16 protein-coding genes are annotated in these 17,015 nt (G+C 37.5%); 8 read left to right on the forward strand and 8 right to left on the reverse strand.

All coding sequences use genetic code 11. The features are described 5' to 3' along the window. Positions 1-34: 34 nt before the first annotated feature. Together ACLI50_RS08680 and ACLI50_RS08685 are read right to left on the reverse strand one after the other, a co-directional pair. Positions 35-166, reverse strand: coding sequence for a hypothetical protein (locus ACLI50_RS08680; protein WP_262486817.1), 132 nt, complete (start codon positions 164-166; stop codon positions 35-37). Positions 167-248: 82 nt separating this feature from the next. Then, entirely contained in the window at positions 249-605 is a 357-nt protein-coding gene (locus ACLI50_RS08685; RefSeq protein ID WP_202838833.1) for a DUF7674 family protein, read from the reverse strand. 522 nt (positions 606-1,127) lie between these two features. Here ACLI50_RS08685 and ACLI50_RS08690 point away from each other — a divergent pair. The 5 genes from ACLI50_RS08690 (at position 1,128) to ACLI50_RS08710 (ending at position 5,469) form a co-directional block, all read left to right on the forward strand. Continuing rightward, positions 1,128-2,141, forward strand: coding sequence for a nucleoid-associated protein (locus tag ACLI50_RS08690; protein ID WP_137905808.1), 1,014 nt, complete (start codon positions 1,128-1,130; stop codon positions 2,139-2,141). A gap of 61 nt (positions 2,142-2,202) precedes the next feature. Then, complete coding sequence (locus ACLI50_RS08695; RefSeq protein WP_411413575.1) at positions 2,203-3,165, forward strand: hypothetical protein; 963 nt, start codon at positions 2,203-2,205, stop codon at positions 3,163-3,165. Positions 3,166-3,486: 321 nt separating this feature from the next. After that, positions 3,487-3,693, forward strand: coding sequence for a bacteriocin-like protein (locus tag ACLI50_RS08700; RefSeq protein WP_411413576.1), 207 nt, complete (start codon positions 3,487-3,489; stop codon positions 3,691-3,693). A 67-nt stretch (positions 3,694-3,760) separates the two neighbouring features. Then, positions 3,761-4,615, forward strand: a complete 855-nt coding sequence (locus tag ACLI50_RS08705) for a GLPGLI family protein (RefSeq protein ID WP_411413577.1) — start codon at positions 3,761-3,763, stop codon at positions 4,613-4,615. 83 nt (positions 4,616-4,698) lie between these two features. Further along, positions 4,699-5,469: a cyclase family protein gene (locus tag ACLI50_RS08710; protein ID WP_411413578.1), complete on the forward strand. Its 771-nt coding sequence runs from the start codon at positions 4,699-4,701 to the stop codon at positions 5,467-5,469. Positions 5,470-5,536: 67 nt separating this feature from the next. Here the strand turns inward: ACLI50_RS08710 and ACLI50_RS08715 are convergent, their stop codons facing one another. The 6 genes from ACLI50_RS08715 to ACLI50_RS08740 all read right to left on the reverse strand — a co-directional run bounded on the left by ACLI50_RS08715 (position 5,537) and on the right by ACLI50_RS08740 (position 12,720). Continuing rightward, positions 5,537-6,289 carry a succinate dehydrogenase/fumarate reductase iron-sulfur subunit gene (locus ACLI50_RS08715; RefSeq protein WP_202838838.1) on the reverse strand — a complete coding sequence of 251 codons (753 nt, stop codon included), beginning with the start codon at positions 6,287-6,289 and terminating at the stop codon, positions 5,537-5,539. Between the two features lie 12 nt (positions 6,290-6,301). Further along, positions 6,302-8,218 carry a fumarate reductase/succinate dehydrogenase flavoprotein subunit gene (locus ACLI50_RS08720; RefSeq protein ID WP_411413579.1) on the reverse strand — a complete coding sequence of 639 codons (1,917 nt, stop codon included), beginning with the start codon at positions 8,216-8,218 and terminating at the stop codon, positions 6,302-6,304. Between the two features lie 11 nt (positions 8,219-8,229). Beyond that, entirely contained in the window at positions 8,230-8,886 is a 657-nt protein-coding gene (locus ACLI50_RS08725; RefSeq protein ID WP_062674167.1) for a succinate dehydrogenase cytochrome b subunit, read from the reverse strand. Positions 8,887-8,902: 16 nt separating this feature from the next. Next, complete coding sequence (locus tag ACLI50_RS08730; protein WP_395974675.1) at positions 8,903-10,333, reverse strand: anion permease; 1,431 nt, start codon at positions 10,331-10,333, stop codon at positions 8,903-8,905. Positions 10,334-10,351: 18 nt separating this feature from the next. Continuing rightward, positions 10,352-11,518: a porin gene (locus tag ACLI50_RS08735; protein WP_110011338.1), complete on the reverse strand. Its 1,167-nt coding sequence runs from the start codon at positions 11,516-11,518 to the stop codon at positions 10,352-10,354. Positions 11,519-11,670: 152 nt separating this feature from the next. Further along, positions 11,671-12,720 (reverse strand): linear amide C-N hydrolase, encoded by a 1,050-nt coding sequence (locus ACLI50_RS08740; protein WP_110011339.1) that lies wholly within the window; start codon positions 12,718-12,720, stop codon positions 11,671-11,673. A gap of 381 nt (positions 12,721-13,101) precedes the next feature. Between ACLI50_RS08740 and ACLI50_RS08745 the strand changes: the two genes are divergently transcribed. The 3 genes from ACLI50_RS08745 (at position 13,102) to ACLI50_RS08755 (ending at position 16,917) form a co-directional block, all read left to right on the forward strand. Continuing rightward, positions 13,102-15,300, forward strand: coding sequence for an ATP-binding protein (locus ACLI50_RS08745; RefSeq protein WP_411413580.1), 2,199 nt, complete (start codon positions 13,102-13,104; stop codon positions 15,298-15,300). 21 nt (positions 15,301-15,321) lie between these two features. Then, the gene (locus ACLI50_RS08750; protein WP_202838841.1) at positions 15,322-15,873 is read left to right on the forward strand and encodes a biliverdin-producing heme oxygenase; all 552 of its coding nucleotides are present in this window, start codon (positions 15,322-15,324) and stop codon (positions 15,871-15,873) included. Positions 15,874-15,990: 117 nt separating this feature from the next. Continuing rightward, complete coding sequence (locus ACLI50_RS08755) at positions 15,991-16,917, forward strand: malate dehydrogenase (RefSeq protein ID WP_034699354.1); 927 nt, start codon at positions 15,991-15,993, stop codon at positions 16,915-16,917. The last annotated feature ends 98 nt before the right edge of the window (positions 16,918-17,015 follow it).

Genomic DNA, 17,015 nt, shown 5'->3' on the forward strand with positions numbered 1-17,015 from the left:
ACACTTTATATTGCAGCGAAATGTATACCAAAATTTAAAGACAGGCAGCAAAAATAAATACTCCGACGATCACAGCGATGTGAGTGAGTAATATTTCTGCATTGTGCCTGTTAGTAGTGGTTTTCCAGGTTTTCCAGTCTGAAATTCTTCTGATTTTATTTTTCATAATCTATTGATTGTGAGTTATTTTTATTTTTGTTTAATTTAAACACTTTGTAATGAAACGGATAAAAAATGTAACAAAACGGTTATATGCCGTGAGTGTAAATTTGTCTTGAATATACTTTCTGAAGGTTGGCAGAAATGTGACTAAAAATCACTTTTCTGTATTCCTCAGTGCAGAAAGCAGTACAATTGTCCAGAGAATAGATAAAGGTTGTCTCAATTGCATTCTTTAATACTGTATCTCCGTCAGTGTAAATTTTGTCCATTTTCTGTAAACTCCTGAACAGCAGATTTCTGTCATTCTGTCGGATCATATTTTTAATACGTTCCGTAAAAGTGCGGATAATGCTGTATGAGTTTTGAATTTTGATTTCCTGTACATCTTTTTCAAAGTCGGGAACCACGTCGGTGATTTCCTTTACGGCTTGTAAATAGTTCATCGTATTATATTTTAATGGTGATAGTGTTCTAGCATTTTGATGAAGGCACCAAAAATGAAAATGGTTAAAAAAGCAAAAAAGAGCATATGATAGGGTTTAAGCCATTTCGGAGTTGCAGGTCCTTTGCTTTTTAACCTTCTGAGCTTGTCGAGTCTGTTTAAAGTCTTTAAGTCCATTTTTCTATGTTTTCAAATCATGATGCCAATGGTATTCCGATGAAAATGGAATATGATTAAAGTGTTGATATATAATGTGTTGTGATTTTATGATTAAGTTTTTTAAACAGAAAAGCTTGTCAAAATGATAAGGTTCTTATCAATTTGGAAAAAATAAAAAGACAAAAATTGCTGCTATCACACCTTATTACTAATCTGAGGACTGATAATTCCCATCCTTTGGAGGGGGGCGAAAATTCAAAGAATTTTTGACGGGGTGGTTAAAAGAGAGTGTTATAAAATGACATTTTTTAAGTTTCGCAGAAAGAATAAGAATGAATATCTTTGCAGTCCAAATATTCAGAAAATGTTTTCAAAAATAATAGTACACAGAGTCGGAAATAAGATCAACGGAGATTCGCTGACACTTTCCCAGGAGGAGTTGAAGTTGGAAGAAGGAATGGCAGAAATGCTTGAAGACTACTTTTTAGGTTCTTTTAAATCGGAAGAAACCTTCCATTTTTACAGTGACACTTATCTGGTGAATAATCCGGTTTACAGTGCCGTATCTGAAATTTTTGATGATAAATCCAAGTTTATCTGGGAATCTGAGAATATTGCCAAACATCTTTTCGAGGCTGCTGAGAACCCGAGAGTTCAGAGTGGAGAGCTTTTCATCGTACTTTTCGAAGATGAAAGCGACCGTCCGGACAGAGTGGATAAAATCGGGATTTTTAAAACGGAGAAGAGAGAATCTTTCCTGAAAATCAATCCTGCTGAAGAGACATTTGATATTGAAAAAGATCAGGGAATAGGTTTGTCTAAAATTGATAAGGCTGCTTTGATCTACAACAACAATAAAGAAACAGGATATGTACTTTCTGTAGTTGATAACAACAAAAACGGGGATATGTACTACTGGTTCGAAGATTTCCTGAAAGTAAAACAGCGTGATGACGAATATTTCCACACGCAGGAAGCCCTGATGGTGTATAAAGATTATATCACCAAACAACTTCCTCAGGAATTTGAAGTTTCCAAAGCAGACCAGGCAGATTTCCTGAATAAGTCGATCAATTTCTTTAAGGAAAAAGAAGAATTTAAGCTGGATGAATTTGCCAGTGAAGTCTTGGGAGATGAGCATGTGATTGAAAGTTTCGTGAACTTTAAAACAGACTACGAACAGGACATGCAGGTGAATATTGCTGAAGAGTTCCCGATCAGTGAAGCGGCGGTAAAAAAGACTCAGAGACACTTTAAAAGTATTATTAAATTAGATAAAAACTTCCATATCTACATCCACGGAGACCGACAGAAAATTGAAATGGGTGAGGATGATAAAGGAAAATATTACAGACTTTATTTCGAAAAAGAGGTATAAAAAGAAGTCTCCGGTTCCATAATAATATCATAACTTTATTGCTGATTACAAAATAACAGCTATGAAATTGATGATCATTTTCTGGGGAGCTTTTCTCTTCTTTTTCTATGTTCCTTTTCCAATTTTCATTTACATGATGACGGAGGAGCTGGCAACAGAACCGAGAAATTCATTAGCGGTGAGCTATGGGTATCTCGGTTTTTCTTTGTTAATATGGGGATATGTGATTATTTTCTTTATCAACAAGCTTTTCATTACAACTTTTAAAGAGAAAAATACGATCCGGTCCATTGTACAGAACGGAATTCCAAGAGAAGCGGGAATCATTGATTATAAACTCCTCAAATACATTCCTAAAAAAAACATGAATCTCATTCAGGTCGGGCTTTCATTTCCCAATCTCAGCAATACGGTGATAGAACATACAATGATGTTTCATGATTCCAGACCGCAGGAGAGAAGATTTGATGTAGGAAACAAAATCAAGGTACTGCTGAATCCTAAGGTATCACAGGAACCCTATTTTATTTTAAGTGATCAGAAAGTAGGATTCAATACATCAGGAATGATTTTACGAATCGTATTTCTTGTATTATTGATTGCTTATGTTATTGGCTTATACTCTTATTTCTATTGGAGAGAATCTTTTGATTTCGGCTGGAGGTTTCTGACATTCATGCACCCGATTATTTTCAGCGGGGTGATGACCATTATTTATGTCCTGGTTTTTCAGCTTATTTTCGGGAAGTTTTTAAAAAATACAAAAGAAGAACGTATTCTTTTTTCAGGAAGAAATGCTGAAGCCAATATTATCAGTGTAAGCCAGACAGGCCTTACAGTGAACGATCAGCCACAAATCATGTTTCAGGTAAGTTTTAAAGATTTCAGAGGGACTGAACATATTGCTGTTTATAAGAAAATTGTGAGTCTTTTAAAGCTTTCTTCCATTCCTCAACAAGGAACTATTGAGATCATGTATGATGAGAATGATCCGAAGAAGATTATGATTCCCAGAGGGTTGTAGAGAGTAAAAGACAAAACAGCAAAAAGCAAAAACGCTAAATCTGATAATAATACATCAGAACAAATACATATTTTCAGACTTTAGATGTAAAGTTTCTGTTTGACATTGACTATTTAACATATAAAAAAATCTCCAAATGCATTTTTTTAATAAATGCATTTTGTTTAAGTAACAGGATAAAAATCAATTCAATTTTATACAGAAATTTTCAAGCAAAAAATATTTTTTTAACAGATAAACAACTACTTAACATAACAAAAAATATCCTTCAGATGTGAGTTATTTGTATATATTTGAGACTCAATTAAAAAAACATATTTTATGAAACAATTAAAAAAATTGACTCGTGAAGATCTTAAAACTGTAAAAGGAGGTGAGGTTTGGATTGCAATTATCAAATGTGGTTTTACAGCAACGACTACTCAAGATTGGACCGCTGAACAGGCAAATGCTTGGGTTGATGAAATTGAAAAAAATTACTGTAAAACTCCTACTTATTCTGGGTCTGATGCTCAACATTTAGCATAAAATAAATTGAGCACTCATAGTGGAGTCATTCTGCTATATGCGTATTTATAGATTAATCATACCTCTCATGAATTACCATAAAAAAATATTTCAGGTTTTAATATTCTTATACAGTGTCCTATATTATACCCAATCATACAAAGAAGATAGCTTAAGAGGTGAGTTCACGTATCGATTAAGAGCTAAGTTCGATAAACGAACTGACAATCAATATGAAGAACTTTTCACATTACAAGTGGGAAATAAACGTGCATTTTTTGCAAGTACTATATCATTGAAAGGAGATTCGGTAATGGAAAATTCAAGGGTTACAACAAAAAATTATGATGGAAGCATAACGCTCAGCTATAAGAAAGAAGCAGTTATTCCAAAAACAAATTTCAACTTTACAATTATACAATCAACTGAAGATATCCAGTATTTTGATTCTGCTTTCATGTCATTACTTATGTATAAAGAACCTGTAATAAAGAATTGGAAGCTTATGAATGAGACCAAAGCAATCAATACAATTATTTGTAAGAAGGCAGAAGTTAAGTTTAAAGGTCGTCATTGGATAGCTTGGTATTCTCCTGAAATTCCATTTCCTTATGGTCCGATGAAATTTAGCGGATTACCTGGATTAATTGTCAAAATAACAGATGATAAAGGAGATTATGATTTTGAACTTGTAAAATCTGTACCTACTTCTAAATTAAAAGGTAAATTAGTTAATATTAGGGAAAGTCGATATACTGGAGCTACAGAAACTACACAAGCAAAATTAAAACAAGCAAAACAGAATGTAGAATCTAATGTCGCCGGTGTACTCGCTAGTTACGGTACAACTATTATACAAGGTCAAGAAATGATAAGGCAAAGACAAAAAGAACGGGAAGAAAACAAAAAATACGAAAACCCATTAGAATTAGAAAAAGATTAGTAATAGCTAATCTTTTTTTCGTTTGCTAATATCTATTCGTTTTTTTGCCTTATTCATTATCTTTGCTTCCTTAGCTAAATCATATGAAAACAAAACTTGTCGATCTGACAAAACCTATCCAATACAATGCAGGAGATCCGTGGTTTATGCGGGTGAAAATTAAACATAAAGCACATAGAAAATCACATTGGCTCATTCGTCTGGCATTAAGACTTCCATCAAGACTTTTTCCTAAAAACTGGATTGGATGGGCAGATGACACGATCAAAAATATGGGACTTCATGCTACAACACATATTGATGCTCCCTGGCATTATGGCCCTGTAGTGGAAGGAAAGCCTGCTAAAACGATAGACCAGATTCCACTGGAATGGTGCTACGGAGATGGAATTGTGATTGACTGTACGCATAAAGAAGATTTTGTTGCTATCACTGTTGAGGATTTAAAAAAAGATCTCGATAAAAAAGGAATTACCATTCAGGAAGGAAATATTGTTCTGATCAGAACGGATCGTGATAAAATGATGGGAACTCCGGATTTTGTGGAAAAAGGAACGGGAATGAGTAAAGAAGCTACAGAATGGCTGATTGACCAGGGCGTAAAAGTAATGGGAATCGATCAGTGGGGCTGGGATCTTCCCTTGAAATATATGGCTCAGAAAGCCAAAGAAATGAATGATCCTGAATTCTTCTGGGAAGGCCACCGCGTAGGCATCGAAAAAGAATATTTACACATCGAACAGCTTACAAATCTGGGCGCACTACCTCCATCCGGATTTAAAATCTGTGTATTTCCCCTTAAAATTGTTGGCGGTTCTGCTGCTCCCGCCAGAGTAGTGGCGATGATAGAATAAGAAATAAAAGGACGAATTTGAATTTACAAATTCGTCCTTTACTTATGATCATCTTTGTTTTCTCAGATTAATTTTTCTTTCTGAAAAACAAAGCTCTGTTGTATTCAAAATTCATTCTGGCAATATTCAGGACAGAAATTCCCTGAGGACATTCTACTTCACAGGCTTCTGTATTGGAGCAGTGCCCGAATAATTCGGTATCCATTTGGGCTACCATATCCAGCACTCTTTTGCTTCGTTCTTCTTTCCCTTGAGGAAGAAGCGCCATATGAGTGATTTTTGCAGAGGTAAATAAAGCTGCACTTCCATTTTTACAAGTGGCAACACACGCTCCACATCCGATACACGCAGCAGAATCAAAAGCTTCCTCAGCCGTCTGGTGAGTCACCGGAATTGCTGTGGCATCAGGAGCCTGGCCTGTATTCACAGATACAAAACCTCCTGAAGATATAATTCTGTCAAAAGCAGAACGGTCTACTTTTAAATCTTTCTTCACCGGAAATGCTTCAGCTCTGAATGGCTCTATCAGAATCGTTTCCCCATCTTTAAAGGATCTTAAATGAAGCTGGCAGGTGGTTGTATTTTTCAAAGGACCATGGGCAATACCATTAATCATCATTCCACATTGTCCGCAGATCCCTTCACGACAGTCATGATCAAACTCAACAGGTTCATCACCCTCAATAATCAGTTTTTCATTTAAAGTGTCCAGCATTTCTAAGAAAGACATGTGTGGATTCAATCCTTTCAGGTCGTAACCTACCAGTTTTCCTTCACTTTTTCTGTCTTTCTGTCTCCATATCTTAAGATGTAAATCCATAATTTTCTGTTTTTATTTGTAACTTCTTACCGTTGGCTGAATTTCTTCAAAGATTAAAGGTTCCTTAATCAGTTCAGGTTCACCATTTTCACCTTTCCAGGCCCAGGCAGAAATAAATTGGTATTCCGCATCATTTCTCATGGCTTCCCCGTCCGGGGTCTGAAATTCTTCTCTGAAGTGAGCACCGCAGGATTCGTTACGGGTTAATGCATCATAGCACATCAGTTCTCCGATTTCGAAATAATCGGCTACACGGCCTGCTTTTTCCAGTTCGGTATTCATTTTATCTCCCTGTCCGGAAACCCTTACGTCTTTGTAAAATTCCTGTTTCAGTTTTCGGATTTCCTGAATGGCGTATTTCAACCCTTCTTCATTTCTTGCCAGTCCGCAATAATCATAGAGGAGCTTTCCTAAAGTTTTGTGGAAGTAATCAACGGTTTTGGTTCCTTTAATATTGATAAAATCGTTGATCTGATCTTTAACGGCCTTTTCAGCCTGTTCAAATTCAGGAGTATCCGGTGAAATTTTTCCGGTGTGAATTTCATCAGCCAGATAATTGGCAATCGTGTAAGGCGCAATGAAATATCCGTCTACAGACGCCTGTAAAAGAGAGTTGGCTCCTAATCTGTTGGCTCCGTGATCGGCAAAATTAGCTTCACCCAACGCAAACAGTCCGGGAACAGTAGTCATCAGTTCATAATCTACCCAAAGTCCACCCATTGAAAAGTGGGCAGAAGGAGAGATCATCATGGGTTCTTTATACGCATCATATCCTGTTATTTTAAGATACATATCGAATAAGTTTCCATATTTTTCTTTAATCTTATCTTTTCCCTGTTCCTGTATTGCTCTGGAAAAATCAAGATATACTGCATTTTTCAAAGGCCCGATTCCGAAACCGGCATCAATTCTTTCCTTGGCAGCACGGGAAGAAATATCCCTTGGAGCAAGGTTTCCGAAAGCCGGATATCTTCTTTCAAGATAATAATCCCTTTCATTTTCCGGAATGTCATTGGGTTGTCTTGTTTCCCCTTCTTTTAATGGAACCCAGATTCGGCCGTCATTACGTAATGATTCAGACATTAAAGTCAGTTTGGACTGATAATCTCCGGATTGCGGAAGGGAAGTAGGGTGTACCTGAATCCAGCTTGGGGAAGCCATTAAAGCTCCTTTTTTATGGGCTCTCCAGATGGCAGAACCGTTACATCCCATGGCAAGGGTAGACAGATAATAAATTTTTCCGTAACCTCCGGTTGCCAATATTACAGCGTGGGCGGCATGTCTTTCAATATCTCCTGTGTCTAAATTCCTTACGATAATTCCTCTGGCTTTCCCATCAACAGTAACCAGATCCAGCATTTCATGTCTTGAAAATAATTGCACGGAACCTTTTCCAACCTGTCGCATTAAAGCCTGATAAGCTCCCAGAAGAAGCTGCTGCCCCGTTTGTCCTCGCGCATAGAAAGTACGGCTTACCTGAACTCCTCCGAAGGATCGGTTGTTCAGATATCCGCCATATTCCCGCCCGAAAGGTACACCTTGTGCAACAGCCTGGTCGATGAGGTTCAAAGAACATTCTGCCATTCTGTATACGTTGGCTTCACGGGCTCTGAAGTCTCCTCCTTTTAAGGTATCTACAAACATTCTGTAGACACTGTCACCATCATTTTTATAGTTTTTTGCGGCATTCACACCTCCCTGTGCTGCCACAGAGTGTGCTCTTCTCGGGCTGTCCTGAAAACAGAATGATTTTACATTATATCCCATTTCCCCTAAAGAAGCTGCGATTGAACTTCCCGCCAATCCTGTTCCTACAACAATCACATCCAGTTTTTTACGGTTGGCAGGGTTTACGAGTTTTGCTTTCTTTTTATAATTTTCCCATTTATGTTCCAATGGGCCTTGTGGTATTTTTGAATCTAAAATCATGATCGTTCCTTTTAATGATAAGTGAAGAATACATACACAGGCATCAATGCAAAACCTACACAGATAATGATTGAATACGCAATCCCGATAGTTTTGAACCATTGTACAAACTTAGGATGATATAATCCCAGGGTTCTTACAGCGCTGTGTATTCCATGAATCAGGTGATAGCACAAAGCGATCATTGATACAACATAAATGATAACGTACCACCATTCTTTAAAGACATTCACTACCAGAATGTAGAGGTCTTTATTTCCGTTTTCATCCAAAGGAGGATTTCCGAATTTATAGATATACCAGAAGTTCTGGAAATGGATCACCAGGAAAATCAGAATTAATGTTCCCAGGATTCCCATATTTCTGGAAGCCCACTTGCTAGCTCTTCCACGTCTGTCCGTTTGATAACCGCCTCCTGATTTTTTATTTTTTAAAGTAATCATCAGTCCGTCTACTGCGTGCAGAATAATACTGGCATATAAAACGTAAGAGACTATTTTGATAATGATATTTCCTGATAAAAAATGCGAATAAGCATTAAACTGCAGGTGCGCTTGTTCTTGTGGAAGAAAAAGCTGAAGATTTCCAAGGAAATGAATCAACAGGAAGAATCCCAGAAAGAGTCCTGTAAGGCACATCAGCATTTTTCTTGACAGTGTTGATAACATATTTTTGATGTATTGGTTAATAATATCCTAAGACTTTCATCCACAATCCTCCTACAACCATATAAATGATCAATAGAACGATTCCAATTTCAAGACCTCTGAGCCACCAGACTTTCAGGTCAACATATCCGCTTCCGAAGAATACCGGTGCAGGACCGTGGCCGTAATGAGTAAGTACCCCGTAAATTGAACCCATGAAACCAAGCATCATTGCCAGCAGCATTGGTGGGATTCCTAAAGAAACACCGACACCCAGCAAGGCAGCATACATGGCCGCTACGTGAGCAGTAGCACTGGCAAAAATATAGTGACTGAAGAAATATACTACAATAATAACCGGGAAAGCTACCTGCCAGCTCAAACCTCCAATCTGTACTTTGATAAGATTACTGAACCATCCAATGAAACCTAATTCATTTAAAGAACTTGCCATCATCACCAGTACGGCGAACCAAACGATAGTATCCCATGCTCCTTTTTCACCTTTTACGTCTTCCCAGGTTAGTACTGAGGTTAGTAGTAATAATGTTAATCCGATAAAGGCTGTAGTAGTAGCATCAATAGAAAGCGCTCCACCGAATATCCAAAGGGCCAGCAGAATGAAGAATGCCAGCAGCATCAGCCATTCGTTTCTGGAAATAGGTCCCATTTCTTTTAATTTCTCAGCTGCCATTTTCGGAGCATCACCTGTTTTTTTCAATTCTGGCGGATATAATTTGTACAATACCAAGGGAACGACAAAGAACGCTACTGCACCAGGAATGAACCCTGCAGCAGCCCATGACATCCATGTAATATCAATACCAAGGTTGGCTGCAAACTTCTGACACATCGGGTTACTGGCTGTCCCGGTAAGGAACATGGAAGAGGCGATGAGGTTCATGTAGTAGCTGTTCAACGTTAAAAATGAACCTAATTTTCTATGAGTTTCCGGTTTTTCAGGAACGGAATCAAAACTTATCGCCATAGATTTCATGATAGGATAAATAATCCCACCACCTCTTGCAGTATTACTCGGAATAGCAGGAGCAAGACAAACGTCGGCAAGTCCTAACCCATAAGCCAGTCCCAGTGAGCTTTTTCCAAAAACTCTGATGAATAAAAAGGCAATACGGTTTCCCAATCCGGTTTTGATAAATCCTCTGGCAATAAAGAATGAAATCCCAATCAGCCAGATTACTTTGTCTCCAAAACCGGAAAGCGCTTTGGTAATGGATTTTCCCGCGTCTCCCGGAGCTACCACTTGCGTAAGGGCTGTAAAACCAATGGCCATCATACACATTGTTCCCATTGGTGCTGCCTTAAGAATGATTCCTAAAATGGTTGCCGCAAAGATGGCAAACAGATGCCAGGCATTCTCTGCAACACCTTCCGGAGCAGGAATGAACCATATGATCAACGCAACAACAAATGTGATCGCTACGTTTTTAATATTAATTTCTTTCATGATACTACTATTTAATCGTTAAAATCTACTTTGTACCTGTACAATGAATAGATTATTGTTGTATTGTGATGTATTTTCTATCTGATGTTTATAGCGGTCAAACTGAACTCCCAGCTGAATTCTTGCCCCATAATTTTTCAGGAATTCCAATCCGAACATCGGGGTAATCGTTTGTCTTGGGTTGGAAGCCATTCTGAAGTTGGTATCAAGATATTCGTAACGGCAGGATAGTTCGAAGGCGCTGAGATTTTTGTGATTGATCTCATATCTTAGATTCGGAAGAAAATAGGCACCACGGATCAGATATTGATCTGGGTTTTCAGGACGAATTTCAGGAGCAATAGAATTGTACAGAACATGGTTGGTAGCCTGCTTAGCTTCCAGCTGCATATCAAGGCTCCATTTTGGATCAAACTGAATCAGTGAGCTCAGATCTACGCCCAGCGCATATACTTTTTTGCTGAAAACTTCCCCGATACCGCCATTCAGACCTACATTGAAATTGTATTTTTTTGATAATCCGAAAACAAGGCGGGTAGAATACTGTTTTCCGTTGTCATTATCATTAACCTGGTTTTTTCCGTTTCCGTTCACCACTGAAACCGCATATTGGAAAGGAATTTCTCCCAGCTGAAGCTGTCCTGTAGCAGACATTCCGATCTGGAAACTTGTCCAGCCCAGCTTTCCGAATTCCGTATACTGGTTAGACCAGTCTAAAGATTTAATAATATCAATAGGGTAAGTCTCTTCAATACCGAACCAGGGTCTGAACTGTCCTACAGTAATCGCTAATTTGGGATTGAAAGTATACTTCAGGTAAGCATTTTCAAGAACTCTGCTTTTGGGATCATTTTTAAAATCGGCAAGGTTGGCCAAAACTACAACTTCAGTACGTTTACTGATCTGCGCGCGAACCTGAACCCTCATGTATTTGAGCATGAAATTATTGTCAGTTCCGGAACCATCGGTGTGATGAAGTCCGTTTACGTCTACATCTTTACTCATCCCAACAAGGTAACGTGCCTGAAAAAGACCTTTGATCTGCAACTGCGGATATTTAACATCATTTTTTTCCTGTAGAGCAGAGGTGGTCTTAAGAGAATCCTGATTTTGTGCATAAGCAGATAACCCACAGGCCAGCATACACAGAATCAGGCTTTTCTTTTTAATCGAAAAAAAGGCCATATCTATTTTGTTTTTTTAATTGTGAATTTTATTTTACCACATGTATCTGATGCATTTTGAATGATCATACATTCACTCATAGTGCGGAATACTTAGGTCTTCATCTGCAGGGACCAGATTTACTTAAGCATAAGTAGTTTGTGGTGAAATATCTATTTTAATCCTAAGAATGTGAACGGAGCAGATTCTTTAAATTCTGCATTGGATTTTCCGTTGTAGGTGCGGTAATTACTAAGATCCAGTTTCATTACTTTACCTTTTGGACTTAAATCAAATTCTTTAAGATCTACCCAAAAAGTGTTTGGAGTAAAGACTGTTTCAAAATAATACACAAGGTTTTTCTGATCTGAAACCGAACGCCATCTTGTAGAAGAAATATTAGGCTCTGTGGCAGAAGTGATCCCGTAAGGAACGGAACAGTTTCTGATTACGCTGAAAACACTGGCTACAGCTGTGCGGGTATCTGCAGTCTGAGGAATCGCGTTGATATAGTAAGAAGCTCTTACGAAGCGGTCTGCTGCCCGGTTGGTTCCCGGAAGCATAACGGTCCCCGGAATACCTTTCCAGTAATTGTTAAGGGCAAGCTGCTCCTCAAAAATAGGAGAATTGGTCATTACCGTGTAAGACGGGTCATGATGAATGACAAGCTTTCCGTCAATATATTCAAATACTGCATTGTCTCCTGAAGCATCCGAAATGGAAAGATGGACGGTTGTAAATCTTTCAGTTCCCGGAATATAATCACTAACAATTACGAAAGGCTCTTTGCGTGAAAATTCTACGGCTTCTTTTACTGTGGCAAAGTTATCAAGATAATATTGGGCCCATAATGAAATGGCAATACCTTTTTTACTACCTTTTCCATCAAATTTAGGATATTGAGATTCTCCCAGCCAAAGCAGGTTGGCAACCAGCCCTTTTTCGTTCATGCCGTCAGCTGAAGCAATATCCCATGAAGAGCTTACAAGGCTTCCATATTTGGCGGTCCATTTCACAGATTTAGAGCCTACCAGTCCATTTCGTTCTATCCCTTTTGGGAGAACCCAGAGATTGACAGGGATTTCGTCACGCCAGTCCATGGAACGGGCTGTAATAACGGTATTCTGGGGACCTTTGTACACTACTCTTGTACATGCTTCAGAAGGATTCCATAATCCTATAGAAAGGATCAGAGAAAATAAAATTAATGGGAACTTTTTCATAATAGTATTATTTGAATTTAAATTTTATATTGAATTTGTTGTGAATAATTCAATGTATTTTAATCATATTCATTATTTAGTGATATAAATTTAGCAAAATTTGTTTAAATAAAGTAATCATTTGGATTAATAATATGTAATTTATGTTATGAATCATGGTTAAAGAATGATAATTGGATAGTTTAATTTTTTTTTGTATATTTTAATGATATGATATAAAAGGGATGAAAAAATAAAGAATGTTTTAATGTTTTTTTTCTTCTGTATTTTCACTGTTTTGTGTTGTAAAGTGTTGGTATTGTGTGTTTTAAAATTAGATACCACAAAATAGAAAGCTGTTCAGAAAAATCGTTATATTTGATTAACAGACTGAAAAGATATATGAGTTTTATAGAATGCCATGAAGAGCCTATCCATATTCCGGGTTCTATACAAAGTTTTGGCTATTTGATTGGCATTGACGCAGAGTTCCGTACCATTACTTTTTTTAGCAGGAATATTTCGGATCTATTTAAAATTGAGCGCTCAGAGGAGCTGTTCGGAAGAAAGATTACTGACTTTCCGGAAAGTTTTCAGGGCATTATTGATTCAGAAATCTATACTTCACTGGATAAGTTTATCAGACGTAAGAATGAAACTTATTTCGATAAGATTTTTATTAATGGTACAGAATATCATTTCTCTGTTTTCAGAAGTGAACTTTATATTTTTCTGGAGTTCGAAGAGGTTATCATTAATCCCAATAAACGAATTTCCAATAAATATGATAACTTTTACATCATCGATAATGAAAAGGAACTCTGGAACCATCTTCTGGAAACTCTTTCAAAGGTGGTGAATTATGATCGTATGATGGTCTATAAATTCATGATGGACGGTTCCGGAAAAGTAATCGCAGAAAAGAAAAACGAAAATATGGAAAGCTTTCTGGGGCTTCATTACCCGGAGTCTGATATTCCGAAACAGGCCCGCGATCTTTATCTGAAAAAAAGAAAAAGAATCTTCAGCAATGTATATGCGGATACGGTTCCTATTTTAAGCAGAAGCCCTGAAAATATTGATCTTACTTACTCCGCATCCAGGGGAATGTCACCGATTCATGCACAGTATCTGAAAAATTCGGGAGTGGCGTCCAGCTTCAGTGTTTCCATTATTATTGATGATCATCTCTGGGGCCTGGTAACCTGCCAGAATGTTGAAGCTAAACATATTGATCTTGAAGATAGAGTACAGGCCGGAATTTTTACGGCTCTGGCAGCGAATGCCTATTCTTCTTTTAAATCAAAAAACGAACTGAATTACCGGTTGGAACTCAATGAGAGAATGTCTCAGCTGAAAACGGAATTTTTAAAGCATAACAATCTCTTTAATTCTCTTATTGAATGTAAAAAAGAAATCAGAAACTTACCGGAAGCTGATGGTCTTGCCATTGTTTCTGATGAAAATATAATAACAGACGGAAGTACTCCTGATCATGAAAATATTGGACGAGTTGCAGCATGGGCTCTTAGTAATACCAATGAACGTATTTATGTGAGCCGAAACTTCCTTAAAGATTATGGCAAAGAACTTGAACTGACTGAAAATGCAGCAGGAATTGCCATCTATTTTATTGAAAGGGATAAAAATGAAATGCTGATCTGGTTCAGAAAAGAGTTTGATGAACATATCAACTGGGCAGGAAATCCGGAGAAGAAAGTAAGTGTGTTTTCTCAGAACGGAGAGGAAAGACAAATGATATCTCCCAGAACTTCATTCCGCATTTTTACAGAAAATATCAAAGGGCATTCAAAAAGATGGAATTCCAGAAATGTAAGTGCAGTACAGGCTGTAAGGGATCTGATCTTAGAAACTTCCCATAAAAATTACAATGCGATTAAAAGGCTTAATGATGAGCTTAAAAAAGTAAATGAGGAACTTGACAGTTTTTCATACACTATTTCTCATGACCTGGGAACACCTCTCACCGTGATGAAACTGAATGCACAAATGCTTCTGGGAAATCTTGCTGATAATTCTGAAAAAAGTAAAGCCAAGATCAATGCAATTATTGAAGAAATTGATAATATGGCTGAAATGATGCATGACGTCCTGCAGCTGAGCCGTGCCAAGCACAGCGAAATTCAGCTTGAAAGTCTGAAAACAACGTATACTATTGAGAAGATATCTGAAAATGCCAAGATGACCTACGGAAGTGCCAACAGTGAGATTATCATCAAAGAGTGTCCGGATGTACTGGCTGATAAGACAATGCTTCATCAGGTGTTTCTGAACATCATCAACAATGCTGTGAAATATTCTTCCCATAAAGATCTTCCAAAAGTAGAAATTGAAGGGACAGAAGACGGGCAAACCATTATTTACAGGATCTCAGACAACGGTATTGGTATTCCTGTGGAGGAAAAACATAAAATGTTTAAAATCTTTAACAGGATGGATAATGCCAAAAAATTCAAAGGAAACGGAGTGGGACTATCTATTGTGCACCGCATTATGCAAAGACTTGGAGGAAATGTTGATTTTGAGAGTAATAATGAGGGGACTTCATTTATTTTAACGTTCAAAAAGCCTTACATTTGAGAAACTTTTAAAACGCTATTTATGGTATCAGAATATCTTAAACAGAATACAGCAGAGTATCACGATGCAGCAGAAAAACTTTTTAATTCTGAGAAGATTTTCAACAAAACCTTCACTTTAGAGGATTATAAAAAAATCATCCATACCAATTACCTGATGCTTCTTCACAGCGAAGATAAAATATTCAGCAGTCTTTCAGACAAGTATGCAGAAAAACTTCAGCTTGAGGAAAGAAAAAAGCTTTGCCTTATTGAAAAAGACCTGAAAAGCCTTTCCCTGAAAAATCAGGAAGCGTCCCACGACCTTGAATTCATTAATGAACATGAAGCGCTTGGAGCGATGTATGTGATTGAAGGGTCTACGTTGGGAGGAAATGTTATTGCTAAACAGCTTTCTAAAACGGAAGGTTTTGACGACGTTACTTTCAATTTTTTCGGATGTTATCAGGAAAATACAGGCCCGATGTGGAAAAATTTTAAAGAAGTTCTGGATACTGAGGTGGCAGAAGAAAGCTACAATGAAGTGCTTTCCGGTGCAAAAAAACTGTATTCGTTTTTACTGAATGTCAACTAATTATTTTAATTCTAATTAAATTCCTGAAAAATTGCGCAATTTTTCAGGAATTGTTAAATTTGGGGAGTTTCAAATTAAAATTTAACTAACAAAAAAATAATTTAAAAAAGTAACAATATGAAAGTAACTGTAGTAGGTGCAGGCGCTGTAGGAGCAAGCTGTGCAGAATACATCGCAATGAAGAACTTCTGTTCAGAAGTAGTTTTGGTAGACATTAAAGAGGGGTTTGCTGAAGGGAAAGCAATGGATTTGATGCAGACAGCATCTCTTAACGGATTTGATACAAAAATTACGGGTACAACAGGAGATTACAGCAAAACTGCAGGTTCTCATGTAGCAGTAATCACTTCAGGAATTCCTAGAAAGCCTGGAATGACAAGAGAAGAATTGATCGGTATCAATGCTGGTATCGTGAAGGAAGTTACTGAAAACTTAGTAAAACACTCTCCGGAAGTAATCATCATCGTGGTTTCCAACCCAATGGATACTATGGCTTACCTTGTTCACAAAACTTCAGGTCTTCCTAAGCACAAAATCATCGGAATGGGTGGTGCATTAGACTCTGCAAGATTCAAATACAGATTGGCTGAAGCTTTAGAAGCTCCGATTTCTGATGTTGACGGAATGGTAATCGCTGCTCACAGTGATACAGGTATGCTTCCATTATTGAGCAAAGCAACAAGAAACGGGGTTCCTGTAACTGAGTTCTTAAGTGATGAACAACAAAAATATGTCATCGAAGAAACTAAAGTAGGAGGTGCTACGCTTACCAAATTATTAGGAACTTCAGCTTGGTATGCTCCAGGTGCTGCTGTTTCTGTAATGGTTCAGGCCATTGCATGTGACCAGAAGAAAATGATCCCTTGTTCTTTAATGCTTGAAGGAGAATACGGACAAAATGATATCTGCTTAGGTGTTCCTGCGATTATCGGAGCTAACGGAGTAGAATCAATCGTAAACGTAACATTGACTGCTGAAGAGCAATTGAAATTCGCTGAAGCTGCCAACGCGGTAAGAGAAGTGAATGGAGATTTGAAATTTTAATGATTTACCCGCTTTTAAGCAGGAATTAAAATAGATAAAACCCGGCTGTTTCAAATTTGAAACAGCCGGGTTTTGCTTAAATATTTGAATGGAGGAAG

It is taken from the genome of Chryseobacterium cupriresistens, assembly GCF_046614675.1.
GTDB lineage: Bacteria > Bacteroidota > Bacteroidia > Flavobacteriales > Weeksellaceae > Chryseobacterium > Chryseobacterium cupriresistens.

Bases quoted from the DNA above. Each gene is read 5' to 3' on its own strand.
- ACLI50_RS08680 (WP_262486817.1), bottom strand. From the start codon at position 166: ATGAAAAATAAAATCAGAAGAATTTCAGACTGGAAAACCTGGAAAACC.
- ACLI50_RS08685 (WP_202838833.1), bottom strand. From the start codon at position 605: ATGAACTATTTACAAGCCGTAAAGGAAATCACCGACGTGGTTCCCGAC.
- ACLI50_RS08690 (WP_137905808.1), top strand. From the start codon at position 1,128: ATGTTTTCAAAAATAATAGTACACAGAGTCGGAAATAAGATCAACGGA.
- ACLI50_RS08695 (WP_411413575.1), top strand. From the start codon at position 2,203: ATGAAATTGATGATCATTTTCTGGGGAGCTTTTCTCTTCTTTTTCTAT.
- ACLI50_RS08700 (WP_411413576.1), top strand. From the start codon at position 3,487: ATGAAACAATTAAAAAAATTGACTCGTGAAGATCTTAAAACTGTAAAA.
- ACLI50_RS08705 (WP_411413577.1), top strand. From the start codon at position 3,761: ATGAATTACCATAAAAAAATATTTCAGGTTTTAATATTCTTATACAGT.
- ACLI50_RS08710 (WP_411413578.1), top strand. From the start codon at position 4,699: ATGAAAACAAAACTTGTCGATCTGACAAAACCTATCCAATACAATGCA.
- ACLI50_RS08715 (WP_202838838.1), bottom strand. From the start codon at position 6,289: ATGGATTTACATCTTAAGATATGGAGACAGAAAGACAGAAAAAGTGAA.
- ACLI50_RS08720 (WP_411413579.1), bottom strand. From the start codon at position 8,218: ATGATTTTAGATTCAAAAATACCACAAGGCCCATTGGAACATAAATGG.
- ACLI50_RS08725 (WP_062674167.1), bottom strand. From the start codon at position 8,886: ATGTTATCAACACTGTCAAGAAAAATGCTGATGTGCCTTACAGGACTC.
- ACLI50_RS08730 (WP_395974675.1), bottom strand. From the start codon at position 10,333: ATGAAAGAAATTAATATTAAAAACGTAGCGATCACATTTGTTGTTGCG.
- ACLI50_RS08735 (WP_110011338.1), bottom strand. From the start codon at position 11,518: ATGGCCTTTTTTTCGATTAAAAAGAAAAGCCTGATTCTGTGTATGCTG.
- ACLI50_RS08740 (WP_110011339.1), bottom strand. From the start codon at position 12,720: ATGAAAAAGTTCCCATTAATTTTATTTTCTCTGATCCTTTCTATAGGA.
- ACLI50_RS08745 (WP_411413580.1), top strand. From the start codon at position 13,102: ATGAGTTTTATAGAATGCCATGAAGAGCCTATCCATATTCCGGGTTCT.
- ACLI50_RS08750 (WP_202838841.1), top strand. From the start codon at position 15,322: ATGGTATCAGAATATCTTAAACAGAATACAGCAGAGTATCACGATGCA.
- ACLI50_RS08755 (WP_034699354.1), top strand. From the start codon at position 15,991: ATGAAAGTAACTGTAGTAGGTGCAGGCGCTGTAGGAGCAAGCTGTGCA.